At 72.2% G+C, this 22,485-nt stretch carries 22 protein-coding genes; 12 read left to right on the forward strand and 10 right to left on the reverse strand.

Going from position 1 to position 22,485, the window contains the following annotated elements; genetic code table 11:
* The first annotated feature begins 57 nt into the window (after positions 1 to 57).
* Positions 58 to 540 carry an SRPBCC family protein gene (locus tag G514_RS0117620; RefSeq protein ID WP_028652831.1) on the forward strand — a complete coding sequence of 161 codons (483 nt, stop codon included), beginning with the start codon at positions 58 to 60 and terminating at the stop codon, positions 538 to 540.
* Positions 541 to 601: 61 nt separating this feature from the next.
* Positions 602 to 943 (forward strand): HNH endonuclease, encoded by a 342-nt coding sequence (locus G514_RS0117625; protein WP_028652832.1) that lies wholly within the window; start codon positions 602 to 604, stop codon positions 941 to 943.
* Positions 944 to 957: 14 nt separating this feature from the next.
* On the opposite strand, the gene G514_RS27500 is transcribed toward G514_RS0117625, so the two are convergent.
* Positions 958 to 1,794: a MerR family transcriptional regulator gene (locus tag G514_RS27500; RefSeq protein WP_051247641.1), complete on the reverse strand. Its 837-nt coding sequence runs from the start codon at positions 1,792 to 1,794 to the stop codon at positions 958 to 960.
* A 122-nt stretch (positions 1,795 to 1,916) separates the two neighbouring features.
* On the opposite strand from G514_RS27500, the gene G514_RS0117635 reads away from it, so the two are divergent.
* Positions 1,917 to 2,162, forward strand: a complete 246-nt coding sequence (locus tag G514_RS0117635; RefSeq protein ID WP_028652833.1) for a DUF378 domain-containing protein — start codon at positions 1,917 to 1,919, stop codon at positions 2,160 to 2,162.
* 195 nt (positions 2,163 to 2,357) lie between these two features.
* Here G514_RS0117635 and ychF read toward each other — a convergent pair whose 3' ends face one another.
* The 4 genes from ychF to G514_RS0117655 all read right to left on the reverse strand — a co-directional run bounded on the left by ychF (position 2,358) and on the right by G514_RS0117655 (position 6,071).
* Positions 2,358 to 3,434, reverse strand: a complete 1,077-nt coding sequence (ychF, locus tag G514_RS0117640; protein ID WP_028652834.1) for a redox-regulated ATPase YchF — start codon at positions 3,432 to 3,434, stop codon at positions 2,358 to 2,360.
* 11 nt (positions 3,435 to 3,445) lie between these two features.
* Entirely contained in the window at positions 3,446 to 3,862 is a 417-nt protein-coding gene (locus tag G514_RS0117645; protein WP_028652835.1) for a hypothetical protein, read from the reverse strand.
* 100 nt (positions 3,863 to 3,962) lie between these two features.
* On the reverse strand, positions 3,963 to 5,150 hold the full coding sequence (tuf, locus tag G514_RS0117650) for an elongation factor Tu (RefSeq protein WP_028652836.1): 1,188 nt from the start codon (positions 5,148 to 5,150) through the stop codon (positions 3,963 to 3,965).
* Between the two features lie 198 nt (positions 5,151 to 5,348).
* The gene (locus G514_RS0117655) at positions 5,349 to 6,071 is read right to left on the reverse strand and encodes a CDP-alcohol phosphatidyltransferase family protein (RefSeq protein ID WP_028652837.1); all 723 of its coding nucleotides are present in this window, start codon (positions 6,069 to 6,071) and stop codon (positions 5,349 to 5,351) included.
* 46 nt (positions 6,072 to 6,117) lie between these two features.
* On the opposite strand from G514_RS0117655, the gene G514_RS0117660 reads away from it, so the two are divergent.
* Together G514_RS0117660 and G514_RS27505 are read left to right on the forward strand one after the other, a co-directional pair.
* Positions 6,118 to 6,894, forward strand: a complete 777-nt coding sequence (locus G514_RS0117660) for an exodeoxyribonuclease III (RefSeq protein WP_028652838.1) — start codon at positions 6,118 to 6,120, stop codon at positions 6,892 to 6,894.
* A 62-nt stretch (positions 6,895 to 6,956) separates the two neighbouring features.
* Positions 6,957 to 7,355, forward strand: coding sequence for a DUF6542 domain-containing protein (locus G514_RS27505; RefSeq protein ID WP_157544945.1), 399 nt, complete (start codon positions 6,957 to 6,959; stop codon positions 7,353 to 7,355).
* Between the two features lie 39 nt (positions 7,356 to 7,394).
* On the opposite strand, the gene G514_RS0117670 is transcribed toward G514_RS27505, so the two are convergent.
* Entirely contained in the window at positions 7,395 to 8,027 is a 633-nt protein-coding gene (locus G514_RS0117670; RefSeq protein WP_028652839.1) for an L-threonylcarbamoyladenylate synthase, read from the reverse strand.
* 163 nt (positions 8,028 to 8,190) lie between these two features.
* Between G514_RS0117670 and G514_RS0117675 the strand changes: the two genes are divergently transcribed.
* Complete coding sequence (locus G514_RS0117675) at positions 8,191 to 10,692, forward strand: cellulose biosynthesis cyclic di-GMP-binding regulatory protein BcsB (protein WP_028652840.1); 2,502 nt, start codon at positions 8,191 to 8,193, stop codon at positions 10,690 to 10,692.
* A gap of 6 nt (positions 10,693 to 10,698) precedes the next feature.
* Here the strand turns inward: G514_RS0117675 and G514_RS0117680 are convergent, their stop codons facing one another.
* Positions 10,699 to 11,700, reverse strand: coding sequence for a 4-hydroxy-3-methylbut-2-enyl diphosphate reductase (locus G514_RS0117680; RefSeq protein ID WP_051247643.1), 1,002 nt, complete (start codon positions 11,698 to 11,700; stop codon positions 10,699 to 10,701).
* A 47-nt stretch (positions 11,701 to 11,747) separates the two neighbouring features.
* On the opposite strand from G514_RS0117680, the gene xseA reads away from it, so the two are divergent.
* Positions 11,748 to 12,983 carry an exodeoxyribonuclease VII large subunit gene (xseA, locus tag G514_RS0117685; protein WP_028652842.1) on the forward strand — a complete coding sequence of 412 codons (1,236 nt, stop codon included), beginning with the start codon at positions 11,748 to 11,750 and terminating at the stop codon, positions 12,981 to 12,983.
* Positions 12,976 to 13,203, forward strand: coding sequence for an exodeoxyribonuclease VII small subunit (locus G514_RS0117690; RefSeq protein WP_028652843.1), 228 nt, complete (start codon positions 12,976 to 12,978; stop codon positions 13,201 to 13,203). The genes xseA and G514_RS0117690 overlap by 8 nt, the downstream gene beginning before the upstream one ends.
* 186 nt (positions 13,204 to 13,389) lie before the next feature.
* On the opposite strand, the gene G514_RS29450 is transcribed toward G514_RS0117690, so the two are convergent.
* Complete coding sequence (locus G514_RS29450; RefSeq protein ID WP_028652844.1) at positions 13,390 to 14,028, reverse strand: DUF4245 domain-containing protein; 639 nt, start codon at positions 14,026 to 14,028, stop codon at positions 13,390 to 13,392.
* Positions 14,029 to 14,112: 84 nt separating this feature from the next.
* Between G514_RS29450 and G514_RS27515 the strand changes: the two genes are divergently transcribed.
* From G514_RS27515 to glpX, 3 genes are all read left to right on the forward strand, one after another.
* The gene (locus tag G514_RS27515; protein ID WP_084152189.1) at positions 14,113 to 17,190 is read left to right on the forward strand and encodes an nSTAND1 domain-containing NTPase; all 3,078 of its coding nucleotides are present in this window, start codon (positions 14,113 to 14,115) and stop codon (positions 17,188 to 17,190) included.
* Between the two features lie 68 nt (positions 17,191 to 17,258).
* Positions 17,259 to 18,431 carry an SLC13 family permease gene (locus G514_RS30450; protein WP_281167634.1) on the forward strand — a complete coding sequence of 391 codons (1,173 nt, stop codon included), beginning with the start codon at positions 17,259 to 17,261 and terminating at the stop codon, positions 18,429 to 18,431.
* Positions 18,432 to 18,440: 9 nt separating this feature from the next.
* Positions 18,441 to 19,460 (forward strand): class II fructose-bisphosphatase, encoded by a 1,020-nt coding sequence (glpX, locus tag G514_RS0117710; protein ID WP_028652846.1) that lies wholly within the window; start codon positions 18,441 to 18,443, stop codon positions 19,458 to 19,460.
* Here glpX and G514_RS29455 read toward each other — a convergent pair.
* On the reverse strand, positions 19,425 to 20,300 hold the full coding sequence (locus G514_RS29455) for an alpha/beta hydrolase (protein WP_051247644.1): 876 nt from the start codon (positions 20,298 to 20,300) through the stop codon (positions 19,425 to 19,427). The two genes, glpX and G514_RS29455, sit on opposite strands and share 36 nt — an antisense overlap.
* A 67-nt stretch (positions 20,301 to 20,367) precedes the next feature.
* On the opposite strand from G514_RS29455, the gene G514_RS0117720 reads away from it, so the two are divergent.
* Entirely contained in the window at positions 20,368 to 21,270 is a 903-nt protein-coding gene (locus tag G514_RS0117720) for an alpha/beta fold hydrolase (protein WP_036565134.1), read from the forward strand.
* Between the two features lie 82 nt (positions 21,271 to 21,352).
* Here the strand turns inward: G514_RS0117720 and G514_RS0117725 are convergent, their stop codons facing one another.
* Positions 21,353 to 22,435, reverse strand: coding sequence for an ABC transporter ATP-binding protein (locus G514_RS0117725; protein WP_028652848.1), 1,083 nt, complete (start codon positions 22,433 to 22,435; stop codon positions 21,353 to 21,355).
* Positions 22,436 to 22,485 lie beyond the last annotated feature (50 nt).

Raw genomic sequence — 22,485 nt, forward strand, 5'->3', positions numbered from 1 at the left:
CTGCCGGCCGACCTAGAGTTCATGCAACCAATTAGTTGCATATCTGGAGGAGCACCCATGACCGACGACCTGACCTTCACCTTCACCGTCGACCAGAGCCCGGCCCAGGCCTTCGCGGCGATCTGCGACGTCCGCGCCTGGTGGTCCGGTGACATCCAGGGACCGACCGACACCCTCGGGGCGGAGTGGAGCTACCGCGTGCCGGACATCCACTTCAGCGCCTTCCGCATCACCGAGCTGGTCCCCGACCGCTCGGTGGCGTGGCTGGTCACCGACAGCTGGCTGTCGTTCACCGAGGACGAGCGGGAGTGGACCGGCACCACCGTGCGCTTCGAGGTCGAGGCCACCAGTAGCGGCACCGAGGTGCGGTTCCGGCACGAGGGCCTGGTGCCCCAGCACGAGTGCTTCGGCGTGTGCCGCGTCGCGTGGGCCGAGTACGTCCTGGGCTCGCTGAAGGACCTCGTCGAGTCCGGCGCCGGCCGCCCCGACTCCTTCGGCGAGGGCAAGCTCGACGAGGCCAAGGCGCGCGCCGCGCTCTGAGGCGACCGGGCCTGCGGCACGGCTCCCGGATGCGGCCCGGCCACGCCCCTACCCTCGGGGCGTGGCCTCCCGCACCCGCGCCGCGACGTACGCCCGGAGGCGCAAGCGCCGGATGGCGCGCGTCGAGCACGACCTCACCGACGAGCAGTGGTTCGCGCTGCTCGAGGCGTGGGGCGGCTGCGCCTACTGCGGTGGCGACGGCGCGGCGCTCCAGAAGGACTGCATGCTGCCGATCTCGCGGGGCGGCCGCTACACGGTGGCGAACGTCGTCCCGGCCTGCGGCTCGTGCAACGCGAGCAAGTGCAACACCGAGGTCACCACCTGGCTGCGGCGCAAGAAGCGCGACGACGGCGCCTTCCTGCTGCGCCAGGCCGAGATCGCGCGCTCGCTCGCGGTGGGCTGACCCGGCGGGGCAGGTCAGCGACCGGTCAGCGAAGCGACGGCCGCGGGGAGCGCGACGTCGAGGGGCTCCGCCCCCTGCTGCCTGATGGCCTCGTGGCCGACGGGTGCGGTGACCGCGACCCGCGTCTCGGCGGCGACGCGGGCGATGGCGTCGGCGTGCGCGTGGAAGATCTCGGCGTCGTAGGTGGCCAGGACGACCACCGAGGGCTGGAGCACGTCGACGGTGGACTGGAGGCTGTCGAGCGGCGTGTCCGCGCCGAGGAAGGTGACCTGCCAACCCCGTCGCGTGAGCAGCAGACCGAGCATGATCAGGCCGAGGTCGTGGGCCTCTCCCGGCAGGCAGGCCACCACCGCCGTGGGCGACCCCCCGGCCCCCCAGTCCTGGGCCAGACCCAGCAGCCGGCCCCGCACCAGGTTGGCGGCGAAGTGCTCCTGCGCCACCGTCACGCTGCCGGCGGCCCACCGCGCGCCGAGGTCGCGCAGGTACGGGATGAGGACCTCGGTGACTGCGAACTCCACGGACACCGCGGCGAAGATCCGGTCCAGGGCGACCTGCGCCGCCCGCGCGTCGAAGCGGTCGAGCGACTCCTGGAGCTGCGCGGCCAGCGACGCGACCACCGGACGCTCGGTGTCCGGCGCCACCCCCTCGACGGCCGCCCGGGCGGCCTCCGCGGCCGACAACCCGTCGGCGATGAGGGCGGTGGTCCGGCGTACCCGCGCCTCGTCGGCACTGGAGTAGAGCCGGTACCCGCCCGACGAGCGAGTGGGCCGCAGCAGGCCGTAGCGCTGCTCCCACGCGCGCAGCAGCTCAGGAGTCACGCCGGTGCGCCGCGAGAGCTCACCTATCCGCATCGCCGGTTCCACGAGCGATCACTCTACACTCCCTCGACAGTGATTCGACAAACATTTGACATCGAGCGCGAACCGAGGCACGCTTACCTGGACAAACCTTCTACACGACTGGAGACACCCCCATGAAGAAGCTGGACATCCTCGCCGCTGTGCTCGCCATCGTCGGCGCCCTGAACTGGGGCCTGGTCGCCCTCGCGGAGTTCGACCTCGTGGCCACGATCTTCGGCCTCGAGTTCGGCGAGACCAACGCCGCGACCCGCGTGGTCTACGGCCTGGTCGGACTGTCGGGACTGTGGCTGGCCACCCGCCTGCCCGCGCTGACCGGCCGCACCAGCCACACCGAGGAGCGTCACTCGGTCCACGCGTGACGCACCTGGTCACCTCCGGCCTCACCCGAGCGATGGTGGGGGCCGGCAGCCAGGCGCACGCAGCGTCTGAGGCACCAGCACGAGGCGGTCTCCGGGTTCGGCCCGGAGACCGCCTCGTGCTCTGTGCCGGGCCCCACTCAGCCGACGCCCCGGCTCATCGCACCTGGGGCGGACACCGTCGCCGTCGCGACGGGCTCAGACGTTGAAGCGGAACTCCACGACGTCGCCGTCCTGCATGACGTAGTCCTTGCCCTCCATGCGGACCTTGCCCAGCTCCTTGGCCTTGAGCATCGAGCCGGCGGCCATCAGGTCGTCGTAGGACACGATCTCGGCCTTGATGAACCCGCGCTGGAAGTCGGTGTGGATGACGCCCGCGGCCTCGGGGGCGGTGGCGCCCTTGCGGACCGTCCAGGCGCGGGCTTCCTTGGGGCCGGCGGTGAGGTAGGTCTGCAGGCCGAGGGTGTCGAAGCCGACGCGCGCGAGCACGTCGAGGCCCGGCTCGTCGACGCCCATCTCGGCGAGCATCGCGCGAGCCTCGTCGTCGTCGCCGAGCTCGACCAGCTCGGACTCGAACTTGGCGTCGAGGAAGATCGCCTCGGACGGCGCGACGAGGGCCTGCATCCTCGCCTTGAGGGCCTCGTCGGCGAGCTCGTCGGCGTCGCAGTTGAAGACGTAGATGTAGGGCTTCGCGGTGAGCAGCGACAGCTCGCGCAGCAGGGTGCGGTCGATGTCGGTCGCGATCACGGGCGTGCCGCCCTCGAGCGCGGCCTGCGCCGCCTTGGCCGCCTCGACCGCGGGCAGCAGCTCCTTCTTGCCCTTGGCCTCCTTCTCCAGCCGCGGGATCGCCTTCTCCAGCGTCTGCAGGTCGGCGAGCGCGAGCTCGGTCTGGATCGTCGAGATGTCGTTGGCGGGGTTGACCTCGCCGTCGACGTGGGTGACGTCCTCGTCACGGAAGACCCGGGTGACCTGGCAGATCGCCGCCGACTCCCGGATGTGGGAGAGGAACTTGTTGCCGAGCCCCTCCCCCTCCGAGGCGCCGCGCACGATGCCGGCGATGTCCACGAACTCCACGGTCGCCGGCACCAGCCGCTCGGACCCGAACAGCTCCGCGAGGCGCGGCAGCCGCTCGTCGGGGACGCCGACGACGCCGACGTTCGGCTCGATCGTGGCGAAGGGGTAGTTCGCCGCGAGCACGTCGTTCTTGGTCAGTGCGTTGAAGAGCGTCGACTTCCCGGCGTTGGGGAGTCCGACGATGCCGATCGTGAGAGCCACGACCGACCACCCTAGGTCGGATAGCCCGCCAGCAGCGCATCGCGGCGGGTCCAGGCGAACCGCAGCAGCGTCAGGGAGAAGACGAGGGTGACGGCGACGATGAACGCCTCGAACGCGCCGCCGCCGCCGGAGGTGAAGATGTCGTGCTGGACGTCGTAGAGGAAGTCCATGCAGAACAGGTAGAGCCCGGCCGCGCCAGAGCAGATGAGCCAGAAGTGCGCCGAGGGCCGCTGCTGCCGCAGCGCGACGAGCGCCAGCAGGCAGGCGAGGCCGAGCCAGGCGTCCGCGAGCGGGAAGGCGTTCTCGAACTCGTAGTAGGCCGCACGGTGCTCGCTGGCCAGCACGTCGCGGTCGGTGAACCAGATCGACCAGTACGCCACGTCGAGCACCAGCGCCCCGACGAGCATGACCTCGATGGTGCGTCGCATGCCGGGAGACTAGGACGTGTGGGGGCCAGCGCGACCCCGCGACTGACCAGGTCGCGGGGCCGCCCCGGTCTTCCCGTCGGTAGCGGGTCTGTGGGAGGGCTCAGTCCAGGACCGCCGTCACCGCACCGGCGGCGACGGTGCGGTTGCCCTCGCGTACGGCGAAGCCCAGCCCGGGCTCCATGGCCACGGCCTTGCCGAGCGAGACCGTCACCTCGACGGTGTCGCCCGGGTTCACCACCGCCACGTCACCGAGGTCCAGCGACCCCGGCACGTCGGTCGTGCGGAAGTAGAACTGCGGCTGGTAGTCCGAGGCGAACGGCGTGTGCCGGCCGCCCTCGGCGGCGGTGAGCGCGTGCAGGTTCGCGGTGAACCGCGCGTGCGGCGTCACCGAGCCCGGCAGCACGAGCACCTGGCCGCGGCGTACCTCGTCACGGCGTACGCCGCGGAGCAGCACGGCCGCGTTGTCACCGGCCTGGACGGCGTCCAGCGTCTTGCCGAACGACTCCATGCCGATGGCCACCGAGGCGACCGTGTCGCCCAGTCCGACGACCTCCACGGGGGACCCGACGGTCAGCACGCCGCGCTCGAGCGCGCCGGTCACCACCGTGCCGCGACCGCTGATGGTGAGCACGTTCTCGATGGGCATCAGGAACGGCTCGCCGAACGCGCGGTCCGGCAGCGTGACGTAAGAGTCGACGGCGTCGACCAGGTCGAGCACCGACCGCGTCCAGCGCGGGTCGCCCTCGAGGGCGCCCAGCGCGGACACGCGGACCACGGGCACCTCGTCGCCGGGGAAGCCGTACTCCGAGAGCAGCTCGCGGACCTCGAGCTCGACCAGGTCGAGCAGCTCGTCGTCCTCCACCGTGTCCGCCTTGTTCATCGCGACCACGAGGTAGGGCACGCCGACCCGGCGCGCGAGCAGCACGTGCTCGCGCGTCTGCGGCATGGTGCCGTCCTGGGCCGAGACCACGAGGATCGCGGCGTCGACCTGGGCCGCACCCGTGATCATGTTCTTCACGTAGTCGGCGTGGCCGGGCATGTCGACGTGGGCGTAGTGGCGGGTGGCCGTCTCGTACTCCACGTGCGCGATGTTGATCGTGATCCCGCGCTGGACCTCCTCGGGGGCGCGGTCGATCCCGTCGAAGGCGACGTACGACGTGGTCGTCGGGTCGGCCTCGGCGAGCACCTTGGTGATCGCGGCGGTCAGGGTCGTCTTCCCGTGGTCGACGTGACCCATGGTCCCGATGTTGAGGTGGGGCTTGGTGCGGACGAACTGGCGCTTGGCCATGACAGTGCTTTCTCTGCAGCTCACTTGGGAGCGGGTGGGCGCAGGACCACGTGCCTCCACGAGAGGAAGGTGACGACCCACCTCCGCTGGTCCTGCTGCTGCAGGAGGTGAGTCAGCTTCGCGCGTCTGAGACCCGCGCGAGGGCCGCTGACGAGCAGGGCTCGGCCAGCGTCGCGAGGGGAGCAGCGAACATGCGGATCATGGTGTGGCGTCAACGTCGGTCGGCGCGACCGAATTCCCGGTGCGCACCGTCAGCCAGAGGCTGATGCCGACGTAGTAGGCCAGGTAGGCCAGCGACAGCCCGGTGAGCACGACCGGGACGTCGGGCAGCTGCGAGGTGATCGCCCCGAACAGCACCAGGAACAGCGTCGCGAGCGTCATGTTGGTGTACCAGAGCGTCTCGGTGCGCGAGGGGTAGACGTACTTGATCGGCACGAAGATCAGCACCGTCAGCGCGAGCAGGACCACCGTCGTCGCCACCTCGCCGAGCTCGAAGACCACGACGTAGAACGCCACGATGTTCCAGTAGCTCGGGAACCCCATGAAGAAGTGGTCCTCGGTCTTGGCGTCGGTGCGGCAGAACTGGAAGCACGAGGCCACGAGCGGCAGCGCCGCGACGATCCCGCCCCACGGGTCGGACGGCAGGTAGCCGCAGGTCCACAGCAGAACCATCGGGGCGAACGCGTAGGTGATGTAGTCGACGATGTTGTCGAGCAGCGCGCCGTCGAACCACGGCACCAGCTCCTTGACCCGCCACCGGCGCGCCAGCATCCCGTCGGTGCCGTCGACCACCATCGCGACCAGGAACAGCCAGAGCACGGTGCGGACCTCGCCCTGGTAGGAGAAGTGCACCATCAGCAGGGCGAGCACGACGCCGGCGGTCGTGTAGGCGTGCACCAGCCACGCCCAGACTCGCTCCATGTGGCACCACGCTAGCGGTCGGGAGGCGCCCGACTAGGTTGGGTGGGTGCGGCTCGCCACGTGGAACGTCAACTCGCTGCGCTCGCGCATCGACCGCGTCGAGCGGCTGCTGGAGCGGCACGACCTCGACGTGCTGGCGCTGCAGGAGACGAAGGCGCGCGAGGACCAGCTCCCGCTGATGGGTCTCCAGGCGATGGGCTACGAGGTCGCCTACAGCGGCACCAACCAGTGGAACGGCGTCGCGATCCTCAGCCGGGTCGGCCTCGAGGACGTCGAGGTGGGCTTCCCGGGGACGCCCGGCTGGGGCGAGCCGGTGGAGACCGAGTCGCGCGCGGTCGGGGCGACCTGCGGCGGCGTCCGGGTGTGGTCGCTCTACGTCCCCAACGGCCGCAAGGTCGACGACCCGCACTACTTCTACAAGCTCGACTGGCTGGCCCGCCTCCGCGAGGCGGCCCGCGACTGGCTCGGCGGCCAGACCTGCCTCATGGGCGACTGGAACATCGCGCCCCAGGACGAGGACGTCTTCGACATCACCCGGTTCGCCACCTCCACGCACGTCACGCCGCGCGAGCGGGCGGCGTTCCAGGCCTTCCTCGACGACGGGTACGTCGACGTCGTCCGCCCGCACGTCAGCGGCCCCGACGGGTTCACCTACTGGGACTACTACCGGCAGCGCTTCGAGCGCAACCGCGGCATGACCATCGACTTCGTGCTCGCCTCGCCAACGCTGGCCGCCCGGGTCACCCACGCCTCCGTCGACCGCGAGGAGCGGGCCGGCACCGGCGCCTCCGACCACGCGCCCGTGCTGGTCGACCTGGACTGACGCCGTCGGCCGCGACGGCGTGGGTCCCACGGCGGCGGTCGCGTCCGACCTACCGTGGCGGTGTGAGCGGGGCTCGCACCCTCTGGCAGGAGGGTCACGAACCTGGCCGCCAGGTGGTGGCCCTCGGTCTCGCGCTCACCCTCACCGTCGCGGTCCTCGACCTCGGCATCGGCGGCCGGGTGGGTCTGCTGTTCGACCTCGCGTTCGTCGCGGTCTGCGTCGCGCTCGCGCTGCTGGTCCGACCCCAGGACTTCTTCACCGTCGGGGTGCTGCCGCCGCTCATCATGCTGGCGGTCTTCGTGCTCGTCGCGATCTCGCAGCCGGTCGCGATCGCCTCCGACGACGACGGCCTGGTCCGGACCGTGGTCACCGGGCTCTCGCACCACGCGGTCGCCCTCGGGGTGGGGTACGCCGCCTGCCTGCTCTGCCTCGCGGTGCGCGACCAGTCGGGCCGGCCCTGAGCCGGCCCTGAGCCGGCCTTGAGCCGGCTCTGGTCCGGCCTATCCCACCTGGGTGACGAACCGGCTCGCGTCGCCCGCACCCTGGCGCATCACCTCGGGCGCTCCGTCCGACCAGTCGACGACGGTCGTCGGCTCGGCCGGCGTCTCCCCCGCCTCGATGACCACGTCGACGACGTGGTCGAGCTCCTCCTTGACGTCCCAGCCGAGGGTCCGCGGCTCGGTCTCGCCGGGCAGGATGAGCGTGCTCGACAGCAGCGGCTCGCCGAGCAGGTCGAGCAGCGCGTGCACGACGGTGTGGTCGGGGATGCGCACGCCGACCGTGCGCTTCTTGGGGTGCAGGAGCCGTCGCGGCACCTCGGGCGTGGCCGGGAGGATGAACGTGAAGGGTCCGGGGGTCGCGGCCCGGATCGCCCGGAACGCCGCGTTGTCAATGTGCACGAGGTGCCCGAGCTGGCTGAAGTCCTTGCACACGAGCGTGAAGTGGTGGCGGTCGTCGAGCCCGCGGATGCGCAGGATCCGGTCGCGGCCCTCGCGGTTGCCGATCCGGCAGCCGAGGGCGTAGCCCGAGTCGGTCGGGTAGGCGATCAGCGCGTCCTCGCGCAGTGCGTCGACCACCTGCTGGAGCAGCCGCTCCTGCGGGTTGTCCGGGTGGATGTCGACGTACCTCGCCACGACACCGAGCCTACGGGGGGCTCGGTCTCGCACCGGACCGTGCCTTCGCGCGGGATGCCGCGTTTAGGGTGCAGGCGACGGGTCCGGCCCGTCACACTGTGAACCATCAGAAACATCGATCACTGAGGCCACGGTGGCCACAGCCGCGGTCCAGGAGGTTGTCGTGGGGGGCACCGCAACGCCGAGGCGCCGACGCGCTGGGGCGTTTCTCGGCGCCCTCGCGCTGCTGCCCGCCGTCGTGGTCCTCGCCGGCGCCCCACCGGCGCACGCCGACCTCACGTCGGTGCCCGGCACGATGTCGACCGCGGCGCAGAACACCTCGAGCTTCGCCGTACCGGTCCCCCAGGGCGTCGAGGTCCGGGCCATCAACGGCGTGGTGACCATGCCCGAGGTCGTCCAGGGCGGCACGATCACCTTCCGCGTCAACGGGGCGGTGCGCCAGACCGTGCCCTCCGCGCTCTACCAGAAGGTCACCATCGCCGTGGCCCCCGCCGACGTCATCGCGGACCGCACCATCGGGCTCACGATGACCACCGAGGGGCCGGTCCCGGCCGGGGCCACCTGCGTGCCGACCGGCGGCGTCGCCTCCCTGCGCAAGCTCGAGCTCGACTACGCCGGGGCGGAGGTCGCCCCCACGACGATCGCCGACTTCTTCCCCGCCACCTCCGCCGGCATCACCGTGGTGATCCCGGAGGACGCCGGCACCCAGATGATCACCGCCGGGCTGACCGCCGTGGCGGCGCTCGCGCACCGCTACGACGACGTGCCGGTGGACCTGAGCCTCACGGTGCCGGCCGCTGAGACCGCCTCTGCGAGCCAGCGCGTCGTCGCGCTGGTCGAGGGCCGGCCCGGCGAGGTGACGACCGCGGTCTCGACCACGTCGGGCATCCCGATGCTGACCCTGACCGGCACCGGCGACTCCCTCGTCAACGCCGCCCGGGTGCTCTCCACCGACGTGCTCGGCCTGTCGGGCTCCGACGCGGAGAACCTCTCCCAGGAGGTCAAGCCCCGCAGCACCGCCAAGACCCGCACGCTCGAGGACCTCGGCGTCGACAACCTCGCGCTCACGGGCTACGGCTCGGTCACCCAGCAGCTCGAGCTGAGCCAGGACGCCTTCGGCGTGCCGATCTCCTCGCTCGACCTGCACCTCGAGGGCTCGCACACGGCGTTCCCGGACAACAGCGGCGCCCGACTCGACGTCCGCGTGAACGGCGCCCTGGTCGACTCCGCGGTGCTGGGCGAGGAGGCGACGTTCACCCTCGACGCGCGGGTGCCGAGCAGCAAGCTCCGCTCGGTGAACAAGGTCGAGCTCACCCTCAACGCACTGGCACCCGACGGGTCCGCGTGCACCCCGCCGTCCGTCCCGGCGGCCGAGGTCGACCTCGACGCGGGCGAGTCGACCGCCACGGTCGCCCACGGCACGGGGCAGACCCAGGGCTTCCAGCTGTTCCCGCAGATCTACGAGGGCGTCCTCCCGGTCGCCCTGCGGAGCACCGAGGGGCGGCGTGCCAGCGCGGCGATCAACGCCGCCGCGCTCATCGCGGCACTCCAGCGCGCCGGCGGGCCGCTGCTCCAGATCCAGCTGATGGACCCCGACGCGTTCCTCGCCGACGACCGGTCGGGGCTGATCGTCGGCGCGCTGGCGGCGGACTCCCAGGCCCTCGACGCCCCGCTCAAGCTCTCCTCGACGCGGCTGCTCGACCGCGACGACGAGGTCGTCGAGCTCGCCTCGCAGGAGCCCTACGCCGCGCTGGAGTCGGTCGACCGCAACGACCGGCTGGTGCTGATGCTCGGCAGCTGGGCGCCGGACAACAAGGCCGCGCCCGGCGAGCTGGCCCGCAAGGTCGTCGACGCGGTCGTCAACACCGGCTGGGAGAACCTCGACGGCGACCTCGTGATCGCCGACGCGACCAGCCCGGCGTTCGTCGCCGCCAGCCGCTCCCTCGCACCCCACCAGGAGGTCGAGGAGGAGAAGTCGCACATCAAGTGGTTCGTGATCGCGATCGCCCTCCTCCTGCTCGCCCTGGTGTTCCAGCTGGTGGTGGCCGTGCGCCGCGACCGGCGGCTCGCGCGCGGTCGCTACGACGAGCTCGAGGACGAGGCCTCCGCCTACGCCGAGGACGAGCCCGACCCGGATGACCGAGCCGACCCGGATGACCAGGACTTCGAGGTCGACGCCCTCGGCGACGTCGACGACCTCGAGGTGCACGACCACACGGCTGCCGCCGACGGTGACGACGAGGTCGACGAGGTCGACGAGGTCGACGAGGTCGACGAGGTCGACGAGGTCGACGAGGTCGAGGAGGTCGAGGAGGTCGACGAGGTCGAGGAGGTCGATGAGGAGGAGCCGGAGAGTGGGGACGAGCCCACCCTCGTGCCCGTCTACGACGAGATCGACGACACCGGTGAGCTCCCCCGGGTCGACGCCGAGGACTACGAGGAGTACGACGAGTACGACGAGTACGACGAGTCGGACGAGGACCCCGACGACGAGGCGCTCGAGCTCGCCGAGGAGCCCGAGGTGCCCGAGGAGCCCGAGGTCCTCACCGAGGATCTCGCCGAGGACCCCACCGGGGACGCCGCTGACGACCCCGACCCGGACGAGCCGCCGTCACCACCCGCCGCCTCGACGACGGCCCGGCGTCGCACCCGACGCCGCCGCTAGCGTCGTTCAGCTGCGGCCGGCGGCCTTGAGGTCGCGGCGGAGCTCCTTGGGCAGCGCGAAGATGAGCGACTCCTCGGCGCTGTGCACCGCCCGGGCGTCCGGGTAGCCCCGCTCCCCCAGGAACGCGAGCACCTCCTGCACCAGCGACTCGGGCACGCTCGCGCCCGAGGTCACGGACACCGTGCGGACGCCGTCGAGCCAGGCCTCCTCGATCTCCGAGGCGTCGTCGACGCGGTACGCCGAGCCCGCGCCCGCCTCGAGGGCGACCTCGACCAGCCGGACCGAGTTGGAGGAGTTGCCGGAGCCCACCACGATCACGAGGTCGGAGTCGCGGGAGATCTCCTTGACGGCGAGCTGGCGGTTCTGGGTGGCGTAGCAGATGTCGTCGCTCGGCGGGTCGAGCAGCAGCGGGAACCGCTCGCGGATCGCCGCCACCGTCTCGAGCGTCTCGTCGACCGACAGGGTCGTCTGGGAGAGCCAGGCGACCTTCGCGGGGTCGCGGACCACGATCCGGGCGACGTCCGCGGGGCCTTCGACAAGCTGGATGTGCTCGGGCGCCTCACCCGCGGTGCCCTCGACCTCCTCGTGCCCGGCATGGCCGATCAGGAGGATGTCGTAGTCGTCGCCGGCGAACCGCTTCGCCTCGTGGTGCACCTTGGTGACCAGCGGGCAGGTCGCGTCGATCGTCTTGAGGTCGCGCTCCTCGGCCTGCCGGTGCACCTCGGGCGAGACTCCGTGGGCGGAGAACACGACCGTGGCGCCCGGCGGCACCTCCTCGAGCTCCTCGACGAAGATCGCGCCGCGCGCCTCCAGCCCGGCGACGACGTGCTTGTTGTGCACGATCTGCTTGCGGACGTAGACGGGCGCGCCGTAGAGGTCGAGCGCCTTCTCGACCGTGACGACCGCCCGGTCGACCCCGGCGCAGTAGCCGCGCGGCGCGGCGAGCAACACGGCGCGCTCGGCCTCGTCGGAGGGCAGCACGCGCGGCGTACCGAGGTCGGTGGTCATGCCCTCCAGCCTACGGGCGTCGGTGCCATCCCCTAATCTCGGCGACCATGGCCCTGGAGACGTCCGCGCAGTCCCCTGCGCCGGTGCGCCAGATCGCCAACCTGATCTCCCAGTACGTCGACCGGCTCGGCGCGGTGTGGGTCGAGGGCCAGATCGCCCAGATCAGCCGGCGGCCCGGCCTCCAGACCGTCTTCATGACGCTGCGCGACGCCGTGGCCGACATCTCGGTGCCGCTGACGGCCCCGCGCCAGACGATCGACAGCCTGGCGACCCCGCTCGTCGAGGGCGCCAGCGTGGTGGTGCTCGCCAAGCCGTCCTACTACGCCAACCGGGGGTCGTTCTCGCTGTCCGTGCGCGAGATCCGGATGGTCGGCCTGGGCGAGCTGCTGGCCAGGCTCGAGCGGCGCCGTCAGCTGCTCGCGGCCGAGGGGCTGTTCGCCCGCGAGCTGAAGCGGTCGCTGCCGTTCCTCCCGCACCGCGTCGGCCTGGTCACCGCGCCCGAGTCCGCGGCCGAGCGCGACGTGCTCGACAACGCCCGCCGGCGCTGGCCCCACGTCGCCTGGGAGGTCGCCCACGCCACCATGCAGGGCCAGCGGGCGGCCGCCGAGGTGATGGAGGCGCTGGGCCGCCTCGAGCGGCACGCCGAGGTCGACGTCATCGTCGTCGCACGCGGCGGCGGCTCGGTCGAGGACCTGCTGCCGTTCTCCGACGAGGCGCTGATCCGCGCGGTCCACGCGATGCGCACCCCCGTCGTCTCCGCCATCGGCCACGAGCAGGACCAACCCCTGCTCGACCTGGTCGCCGACGTCCGCGCGTCGACCCCGACCGACGCCGCCAAGCTCGTCGTCCCCGACGTCGCCGAGGAGCTCCGGCTCGTCGACGCGGCCCGTGACCGGCTGCGACACGTCCTCGGCGGCTGGCTCGCCCGCGAGCAGGCCGGGCTCGACGCCCTCCGGTCGCGGCCCGTGCTCGGCGACCCCCGCGGCCTGCTCGACGAGCGAGGCGCCGAGGTCCGCGAGCTGCGCGAGCGCGCCCGCCGCACGCTCGGTCACCGCCTCGACCGAGCCCACGACGACATCGCCCACCACCGCGCCCGCGCGCGCGGCCTGTCGCCGCTGGCCACCCTCGAGCGCGGCTACGCCGTCCTCCAAGACGCCGACGGCCACGTCGTCACCTCCGTCGCCGACCTCACGCCGAAGGCCCCGATCAGCGTGCGCGTGGCCGACGGCCGCGTCCACGCCACCACGACCCGCACCGAGCAACTGGATGAGAGCGATGGCTGACAAGAAGCCCACGACCCCGGAGCAGGACCTGTCCTACGAGGCCGCCCGCGAGGAGCTCGTCGAGACCGTCCGCCGCCTCGAGGCCGGCGGCACCACCCTCGAGGAGTCACTCGCCCTCTGGGAGCGCGGCGAGCAGCTCGCCACCATCTGCCAGCAGTGGCTCGACGGCGTCCGCAAGCGCCTCGACGAGACCCTCGAGGCCGACGACACCGACTCCTAGCGACACCCTCTGCAGGGAAGGCACCCGCTCGCCCACCGCTGATCGAGCCTGTCGAGATCACCGCAAGGAAGGCACCGCGCCGAGCGGCTCCCAGCACCGTCTGCGGCCGTCTCGACGAGCTCGACGAACGGTGGGCCGGTCCCAGCGCGGAGGCTTCGCCGACAGGACGGCGGGCCAGGGGCCTGCCTAGGAGAACTCGTCGGTGTCGCAGTCGTTGGCCGCGACGCCGGACGGCACCGGGTCGAGGGTGAGCGACTGCAGCACCGTCTCCTGGTCGGCGACCGGGGCCGAGCCGTAGACGAGCAGCGTCTGCCCCGCGAGGGGGCCGGACTCCAGGACCGTCGAGAACGCGTGGTCGCCGCCGGAGTCCGACCAGGTCTGCCACGAGGTCGCGCCGAGCCCGTTGGCCGGCGCGGCGTCCTCGCCCTGGCGCGCGTTCTCGTCGACGTAGTCCGACAGCAGGTCGTCGACGTCGCCCTTCTGCTGGACCACGCCGACGAACGCGTCGCGGTCGGTGAGCAGGCCGACGCGCCACTGCGGCGGGTTGCCGCGCGCGAAGTGGATCACGTTGGCCCGCCACCCCGAGGGCAGCTCGCGCGGGTAGGCGACGGTCACGTCCGCGCCCTGGAGGTAGGCGACGCAGGAGGCGTAGTCGACGTCCGGGTCGAGGTCCGGCTGGTCGCGGGTGAGCGCCCGGAAGCCGACGTACGCCGCCACGAAGAGGACGGTCGCGACCATCGCCGCGAGCAGCCCGCGGAAGCTCCGGTCGTAGCGGCTGGGCCGCTCGGGCGCCGGGTCGGGTGTCGCCGACGGATCCTCGCTCACACCATTTATCTTCACAGGCGTCACCTCAGCGGTGATGATGGCCCGGCTGCCTGGCCGGCAGCACCGGGACCGAGGGGGAGGTGAGTGGTGGCGCAGCTGTTCGTCTCCCACTCCTCCGCCGACAACGCGCTCGCGGCGAGCGTGAAGGACTGCTTGGCCGAGCTGGGCTACGAGTCGGTGTTCCTCGACTTCGACCCGACCGGCGGGCTGATCCCCGGGCAGGCCTGGCGCGACCAGCTGTTCACCAACCTCGACGCCTGCGACGCGGTGGTGTTCATCACCACGCCGAAGTCCAACGCCAGCCAGTGGTGCCACTCCGAGCTGGCGCTGACCCGGTGGCTGCGCAAGCCGATCCTCGCGCTGCTGGTCGACCACTGCGACCCGCACCCGCTCACCGCCGACCTGCAGGGCCTGCACATCACCTCGGAGACCATCGACCGCGAACGCGTCCGCGCGGCCCTGACCGCGCTCGGCCTCGACCAGGAGGCCCGCTGGGACGCCTCGCGGTCGCCGTACCCCGGCCTGCGCGCCTTCGACGAGTCGTACGCCGCGGTGTTCTTCGGCCGCGACCGCCAGATCGACCAGCTCCGCCAGCTCGTCGACCCGCCGAGCCGCAGCCGCGAAGGCGCGATCATCCCCGTCCTCGGCCCGTCGGGCAGCGGCAAGTCGTCGTTGGTCCGGGCCGGGCTGGTGCCCGCGCTCCGGACCACCCCCGACTGGGTCATCACCGAGCCGTGGACGCCGTCGGACGTGCCGCTCGCCGAGATGTCGCTCGCGCTCGCCCACGCCGCGAAGCTCCACGGCGCCGACCTCGACGCCGACCGCTGCCAGCAGCTGCTGACCAGCTCCGGCGGCATGGCCGACTACGTCCGCGAGCTGCGCGAGGCCGGCAAGGGCTCCGCCGACACCAAGATCCTGGTCGTGGTCGACCAGGCCGAGGAGCTGGTCACGATGACGCCGGCCGCCGAGCGGCAGGCGTTCCTCGAGGCGCTGACGACCAGCTGCACCGCCCCGTCACCGCTGCGCGTGGTGATGACCGCCCGCACCGACATGTGGGACAAGGTGGCGGCCGAGACCGGCAAGTTCGCGATGTCGGTGGCGCCGACCGTGCTCCACGTCCCGCCGCTGACCCGCGCCGACCTTGCCGAGGTGGTCAGCGAGCCGGCCCGGCGCTCGCACCTCACGCTCGAGGACGGCCTGGTGCAGCGCCTCGTCGACGACACGGGCTCCGGCGACGCGCTGCCGCTGCTGGCGTTCACCCTGGCCCGGCTGGCCGCCGACGCCGAGGACGGCCGCATCACGCACGCCGAGTACGACGCCATCGGCGGCGTGAAGGGCGCGATCGCCTCGCGCGCGAGCGAGGTCGCCACGGTCGGGCGCACCGAGGAGCAGGTCGCGGAGGCGATCCTCCACCTCGTCAGCCTGACCGACGAGACCCCGCATAAGCGGCTCGCGCACGCCGCCGACGTCTCGCCGGAGCACCGCGAGATCCTCGACGACCTCGTCGACGCCCGCCTCGTCGTGATCAACGAGGTCAACGACCAGCAGGTCTACGCCCCCGCCCACGAGTCGCTGTTCTCGGCCTGGCCGCCGCTCGTCGCGATGATCGAGCACCGCCGCGACGACCTGGTGCTCCGCGCCCGCCTCGAGCGCCGCGCCGCCGACTGGAAGGACGCCGGCGCGACCGCGTCCGGCCTGCTGTCCGGCCTCGAGCTCGAGCAGGCCCGCGACTGGCAGGGCCGCAGCGCCGGCATGTCGACCCCCGACGTCGCTGCGTACGTCGCTGCGTCCGGCGAGCGCCAGCGAAGGGCCAGGATCATGCGGGCGGCCGCCGGCGCGGTCGCGGCCGTCCTGGTGACCGCGCTGGTGATCACGCTGCTGGTCAACTCGCGGACCAACCACCGGCTGGCCGAGACCTCGAAGCGGCAGGCGACCGACTCGCGGGTCGCCGAGCTCGCGGCGGTCGCGCTGGGCCAGCAGACCAAGGACCCGGTGGCGGCCGCGATCGCGCTGGTCGAGGGGCTGGAGCTCGACCCCGACTCCAAGCGGCTCCGCGACCAGGCGAAGGCGCTGCTGACCGCCCCCGGGCGCGACGTGCTGCAGAGCGACGGCGCCACCGTCGTCGCGGCCGGCCCGATCGCGCTGACCGCCGGCTCCGGCGAGGTCAAGGTCTGGGACCTCGCCAGCGGCAGCAGCGTCGGCACGCTCCCGAGCGCCGCCGCGACCGGGTTGCGCCCCGACGGCCGGATCGTGGTGCTGTCGCTGGCCGACGGCCTGCAGAGCTACGACCTCGGGAACGGCGCACCGGAGGAGCTCTCGGCGTTCGGCAGCCCGGCGAGCACCGTCGTGTTCTCCCCCGACGGGGCGATCCTGCTGGAGGTCACCCGCACCCAGGTCCTGCTGTGGGACATGCGCGACCCGACCGCGCCCCAGCTGGCCGGCACCTGGCTCGCACCTCCGCGGCCGCTGAACGCCGTCGCCCTGCTCGACGACGGCACGGTCCTGGCGTCGTCCGGTCAGGCGCTGCTCTCCTCGTGGGCCGGGCTCGACGGCGGCCAGACCACCACGATCCAGCAGCGCCTCGACCCCCAGCTCAACCCGTCGGTGATCGTCCCCGACAGGGCCGGCAGCCGGGCCCTGATCTCCGGCCCCGCGGTCTCGACCGGCCAGCCCCTGATCGACCTGCGCACCGGCCGGATCGTCCAGTCGTTCCGCGCCTCGGGCGGCGACTACGAGTTCAGCAACGTGCTGGCCACCACCTGGACGTCCTCGATGGACGCCGCCGGCGAACGCGTCGTGGCCTTCGACCTCGCCGGCCGCGGCTTCCTCTTCGACGCCCAGGACGGCTCCTACCTCAACACCCTGATCGGGCACGGCGACCTCGTGCAGCGGGCCCAGTTCACCTCCGACGGGCTCCTCGTCTCCGCGGGACTCGACGGCACGGTGCGCACGTGGGACCCGGACGCCGCGGACATCGACACCTCCGGCTCCCTCGTCGAGGCGCTCTGCAGCGCGTTCGGGCCGCGGATGGACGCCGGCAGCTGGACCCTGGCGATGGGCAAGGCGTCCTTCGACTCGCCCTGCCCGGCCCCGGCGGCAGTGCCCGAGCCCGCACCGCTCGAGGTGCGCAGCGACTTCCTAGAGGCGGTGAGCCGAGGCTGACCGCGGCCCTCGCGGACGCGGTCGCCCTGGCCGCCCTGGGCGCCCTGCTCGTCACCGCGATCCTCCACCTGCCCTGGCGCCAGGAGGCCGGCGTCGCGGTCGCAGCCGGCGTCGCGGTGCTCGCCACCGGCCTGGTGGACCGGCACGCGCTGGTCGACACAGTCCGCGAGCTGTTCCCCGTCGTCGTCTTCTTGGTCACGATCCTCGTCGTCGCCGACGTGTGCGCCCGCGCGGGCGTGTTCGCGGCCGCGGCCCGGCTCGTGGGCCGTGCCGGTGGCGGCCGGCCGGACCGGTTGCTGCTCGGCGTCTTCCTGCTCGCCGCGCTCGTCACCGCGGTGCTCAGCCTCGACGCGACCGTCGTGCTGCTCACGCCGATCGTCGTCGGAGCCGCGGCCGCGCTCGGCACCTCCTACCGCCCGGGCGCGTTCGCCTGCCTGCGGATGGCGAACTCCGCCTCGCTGCTGCTCCCGGTCTCCAACCTCACCAACCTCCTCGCACTCCCCCACCTCGACCTCGACTTCGTCGGCTTCGCGGCCCGGATGGCGCCGGTGCTGCTCGTCGTCCTCGTCGTGGAGTACGTCGGCCTGCGGCTGCTGTTCCGCGGCGAGCTCACGACCCAGCAGCCCGAGCACGGTGACGTCGACGGCCCGCCGGTGCCACTGGTGCCCGTGGTGGTGGTCGCGCTCATGCTCGTGGCCTTCGCGGTGCTCTCGCGCTGGGACGTCGCCCCGGCGTGGGCATCGTCGGGGGCGGCGCTCGTGCTCGTGGTCTGGGCCGGCGCGCGCCGGCTGGTCCGGCCGCGCGACGTCGCCCGGGCCGCCCACCCGTCGTTCGCCCTGCTGGTGGTGGCGCTCGGCCTGGCGGTCGCGGCGGTGGCCGACGGCTTCCTGGGTGACCTGGTCGCTCGGCTGGTGCCGGACAGCACGTCGTTCCTCGCCCTGCTCGCCGTTGCCGTGCTCGCGACCGTGCTCGCGAGCCTGCTCACCAACCTCTCGGCGACGATCCTGCTCGTGCCGATGGTGGCCCCGCTCGGCACGACCGCCGTGCTGGCGGCGCTGCTCGGGCTCAACATCGGCTCCGGGCTGACGTGGACGGGGTCGCTTGCCAACCTGCTGTGGCGTCGCACCCTCGCCCGGGCCGGGCGGCGGGTGAGCAACGCGGCGTTCCACCGCGTCTCGCTGGCGATCACCCCGGCCTCACTGCTCCTCGGGGTGGGAACCCTCTCCCTGGTGTCCCGTTAGGCTCCGGGCATGGAGCCCGACAGCCTGGTCCCCCTCCCCCAGTCGCCGGACCGCAACCTCGCCCTCGAGCTGGTCCGGGTGACCGAGGCCGCGGCGATGGCGGCCGCCCGATGGGTCGGCCGGGGCGACAAGAACGGCGCCGACGCCGTCGCGGTCAACGCGATGCGGGTGATGATCGCGACCATCGGCATGGACGGCGTCGTGGTCATCGGCGAGGGCGAGAAGGACAACGCGCCGATGCTCTACAACGGCGAGCGGGTGGGCGACGGCACCGGCCCGGAGTGCGACGTCGCCGTGGACCCGATCGACGGCACCACACTGACGGCCAAGGGCATGAGCAACGCCGTCGCGGTGCTCGCGGTGGCCCCGCGCGGCTCGATGTACGACCCGTCCGCCGTCTTCTACATGGAGAAGCTCGTGACCGGCCCCGAGGCGGCCGACGTCGTCGACCTGCGCTACCCCGTGGCCGAGAACATCCACCAGGTCGCGAAGGCCAAGGGCACCAAGCCCGAGGACATCACCGTGGTCGTCCTCGACCGGCCCCGCCACCAGCACCTGGTCGAGGAGATCCGCGCGACCGGGGCCCGGATCAAGTTCATCGTCGACGGCGACGTCGCGGGCGCGATCTCCGCGGCCCGCCCGGGCAGCGGCGTCGACCTGCTGCTCGGCACCGGCGGCACGCCCGAGGGGATCATCGCGGCGTGCGCGATGAAGTGCACCGGCGGCGTCATCCAGGCCCAGCTGCGCCCGCAGGACGACGCCGAGCGGCAGAAGGCGCTCGACGCCGGCCACAACCTCGACCCCGACCACGTCCTCACCACCGACGACCTGGTCACCGGCGACGACTGCTTCTTCGTCGCCACCGGCATCACCGACGGCGACCTGATGAGCGGGGTCCGCTACCGCGCGGGCGGCTGCACCACCGACTCGCTCGTGATGCGCTCGCGCAGCGGCACCATCCGCTCGATCAAGAGCGAGCACCAGCTCTCGAAGCTACGCGCTTTCTCCGCGATCGACTTCGAGCACTGACCCGGCGTACGCCGGCAGGCGGAGCGCCTCGGTGACCACGTCGATGACCCGCGGGTCGAGCGCCATCCCGACGTGGGAGGCGGTCACCTCCACCGCGTGCGCCTCCGGGTCGACGCACGCGCGCCAGTCGACGATCGCGTCGCGGCGCGAGTAGATCGCCGTGAACGAGACGTCGGCAGGCACGGGCTGCCGGCTCTCCTCGAAGCTCTGCCGCGCACAGCTGCCGGCGACGCACTCCTCCGACATCAGCCCCGGCACGCCGGCCCGGCTGAGCCGGACGAGCACCTCGACGCCGGTGGTGAGCAGCTCGTGGTGCGCGCCGGGCGCGAGCATCGGGCTACCCATGGTGACGATGCCGGAGATGAGGTCGGGCCGGCGCACGGCCAGGCCGCGGGCCAGCAGCCCGCCCAGGCTGTGCCCGACGATGTGCACCCGGGTGCCGCGCCGGATCGCGATCGACTCGATGCGGGACTCGAGCTCCGCGGCCGCGGTGAGCGTGCAGCCGACGTTGGCACGGATGTGGGAGCGGTAGGTGCGGAAGCCGCGGCGGCGCAGGGTCCGGCTCATCGCGCGCAGGGTCAGGTCACCGGCCATGAACCCCGGGACGAGGATCACCGGCTCCTCGGAGCGGGCCTCGTGACGGGTGGCGTACGACGTGGCCCGGCGCCGGCGGCGCTCCTCGAGCGACCCCACCGCGAAGCGGCCGGCCTCGAGCAGGACGCTGCCCTCGCGCAGCACCTCGAGGGTCCGGGGACGCGTGAACCCCTCCGGCAGGAGGAAGGAGCCCAGGGTCCCGGGCGGGTCCTCCTGACGGGAGCCGGTCGACGCTGACTGCCCCACGCACCGGAGGTTACGGCCTGCTGACCTCGAGGCGTCGGACATCGGTCCGTTTGATTGACTCTGCATCGTGACCGTCACCGTTTCCGAGGAGCTCTTCGCCCCGGTCGGGCGTGAGGTGGAGCTCTGCTACCAGACCTTCGGTACCCCGGACGAGGAGCCTCTCCTCCTCGTCATGGGTCTCGGCGGTCCGATGACGTGGTGGGACCCCGAGCTGTGCCGGATGCTCGCCCACCGCGGCTTCCACGTGATCCGCTTCGACAACCGCGACGCAGGGCGCTCCAGCCGCGGCGTCGGCCGGGTCACCCGCGGGATGCTGTTCCGTGCCGCGACCGGCCGGCGGGTGCGGGCGCCGTACTCCATGAGCGACCTGGCCGCCGACGCGTTCGGGCTCCTCGACCACCTCGGCATCGAGTCCGCCCACGTCTGCGGCGTGTCGATGGGCGGGATGATCGCGCAGACGATGGCGATCGAGCACCCCGAGCGGGTGCGGTCGCTGGTGAGCGTCATGTCGACGACCGGCAAGCGGACGGTCGGCTGGCAGCACCCGTCGCTGCTCCCGAGCCTGCTCGGCCGTCGTGCGGGCCGCGCGGGCTACATCGAAGCGAGCGTGAAGACCTGGAAGCTGATCGGCTCACCCGGCTACCCGGTCTCCGAGGAGCGCACCCGCGCCGAGGCCGCCGAGACCTACGACCGCGGCGTCACGACCAGCGGCACGCTGCGCCAGATGATGGCGGTGCTCACCCAGCCCAACCGCTCGCCGAGGCTGCGCGCCCTCACGATGCCGACGCTGGTCGTGCACGGCCTCAGCGACAAGATGGTGCACCCCTCGGGCGGACGCGCGACCGCGGCCGCCATCCCCGGCGCCGAGCTGCTGCTCATCGACGGCATGGGCCACGACCTCCCCCCGGCGCTCCACGAGACCTTCGCCGACGCGATCCGCCGCACCGCCGACCGCGCACAGGCACGTTGACCCGGCGCGAACTTCGCGCCGGGTCGACGTAGTGGGTCCGTCTCAGGTCGACCCGGCGCGAAGTTCGCGCCGGGTCAACGTCTCAGTCAGACAGGCGGGAGCCGGTCTCGGTGTCGAAGACGTGCACGTCCTTGGGGTCGGTGGTCACGTAGATCACGTCGCCCTTGTGCACCGAGTCGCGGGCGCTGACCCGCACGATCACGTTGCTCGGCGTGCCCTCGACGTCGCAGGTGCCGTAGACGAAGCTGTCGGCACCGAGCTCCTCGACCACGGTGACGTTGATCGGCAGGCCGCCCTCGTTGGCCGAGACGATCCGCCACGACTCGGGGCGCACGCCGACGGTGATGTTGCCCTGCATCTTCTTGGACGCCGCGGGGTCGACCGGGACGAGGTAGCCGCCGATCTTGGCCTGGCCGTCGGCCGCCTTGGCCTCGAGCAGGTTCATCTGCGGTGAGCCGATGAAGCCGGCGACGAACAGGTTCTTCGGCTTGTCGTAGAGCCCGAGAGGCGTGTCGACCTGCATCAGCTCGCCGAGGTTCATGACGGCCACCCGGTCGCCCATCGTCATCGCCTCGACCTGGTCGTGGGTGACGTAGACGGTGGTGACGCCCAGGTCGGCCTGGAGCTTGGCGATGTCGGTGCGGGTCGCGACGCGCATCTTGGCGTCGAGGTTCGACAGCGGCTCGTCCATGCAGAAGACCTGCGGCTGGCGGACGATGGCCCTGCCCATGGCGACGCGCTGGCGCTGGCCGCCCGAGAGGGCCTTGGGCTTGCGCTCGAGATAGTCCTCGAGCTGGAGGATCCTGGCGGCCTCCTGGACGCGCTTCTTCCGCTCCTCGACCGGCACCTTCGCCATCTTCAGCGCGAAGCCCATGTTGTCGGCCACGCTCATGTGCGGGTACAGCGCGTAGTTCTGGAAGACCATCGCGATGTCGCGGTCCTTGGGCGGCATGTCGGTGATGTCGCGGTCACCGATGTAGATCTTTCCCTGGTTGACCTCCTCGAGCCCGGCGAGCATCCGCAGGGTCGTGGACTTGCCGCAGCCCGAGGGGCCGACGAGGACCATGAACTCCCCGTCGCCGATCTCGAGCGAGATGCCGGGCACCGCGGGCTTGTCCGCCCCGGGATACCAGCGCTGTGCCTTCTCGAACGTCACTGTTGCCATGGTGGTGCGCTCCCTTCACCGGCAGGTACGTGCCGGACGATCCGTAGTGA

This window comes from Nocardioides halotolerans DSM 19273 (assembly GCF_000422805.1).
In the GTDB taxonomy this organism is placed as follows: Bacteria; Actinomycetota; Actinomycetes; order Propionibacteriales; family Nocardioidaceae; genus Nocardioides; species Nocardioides halotolerans.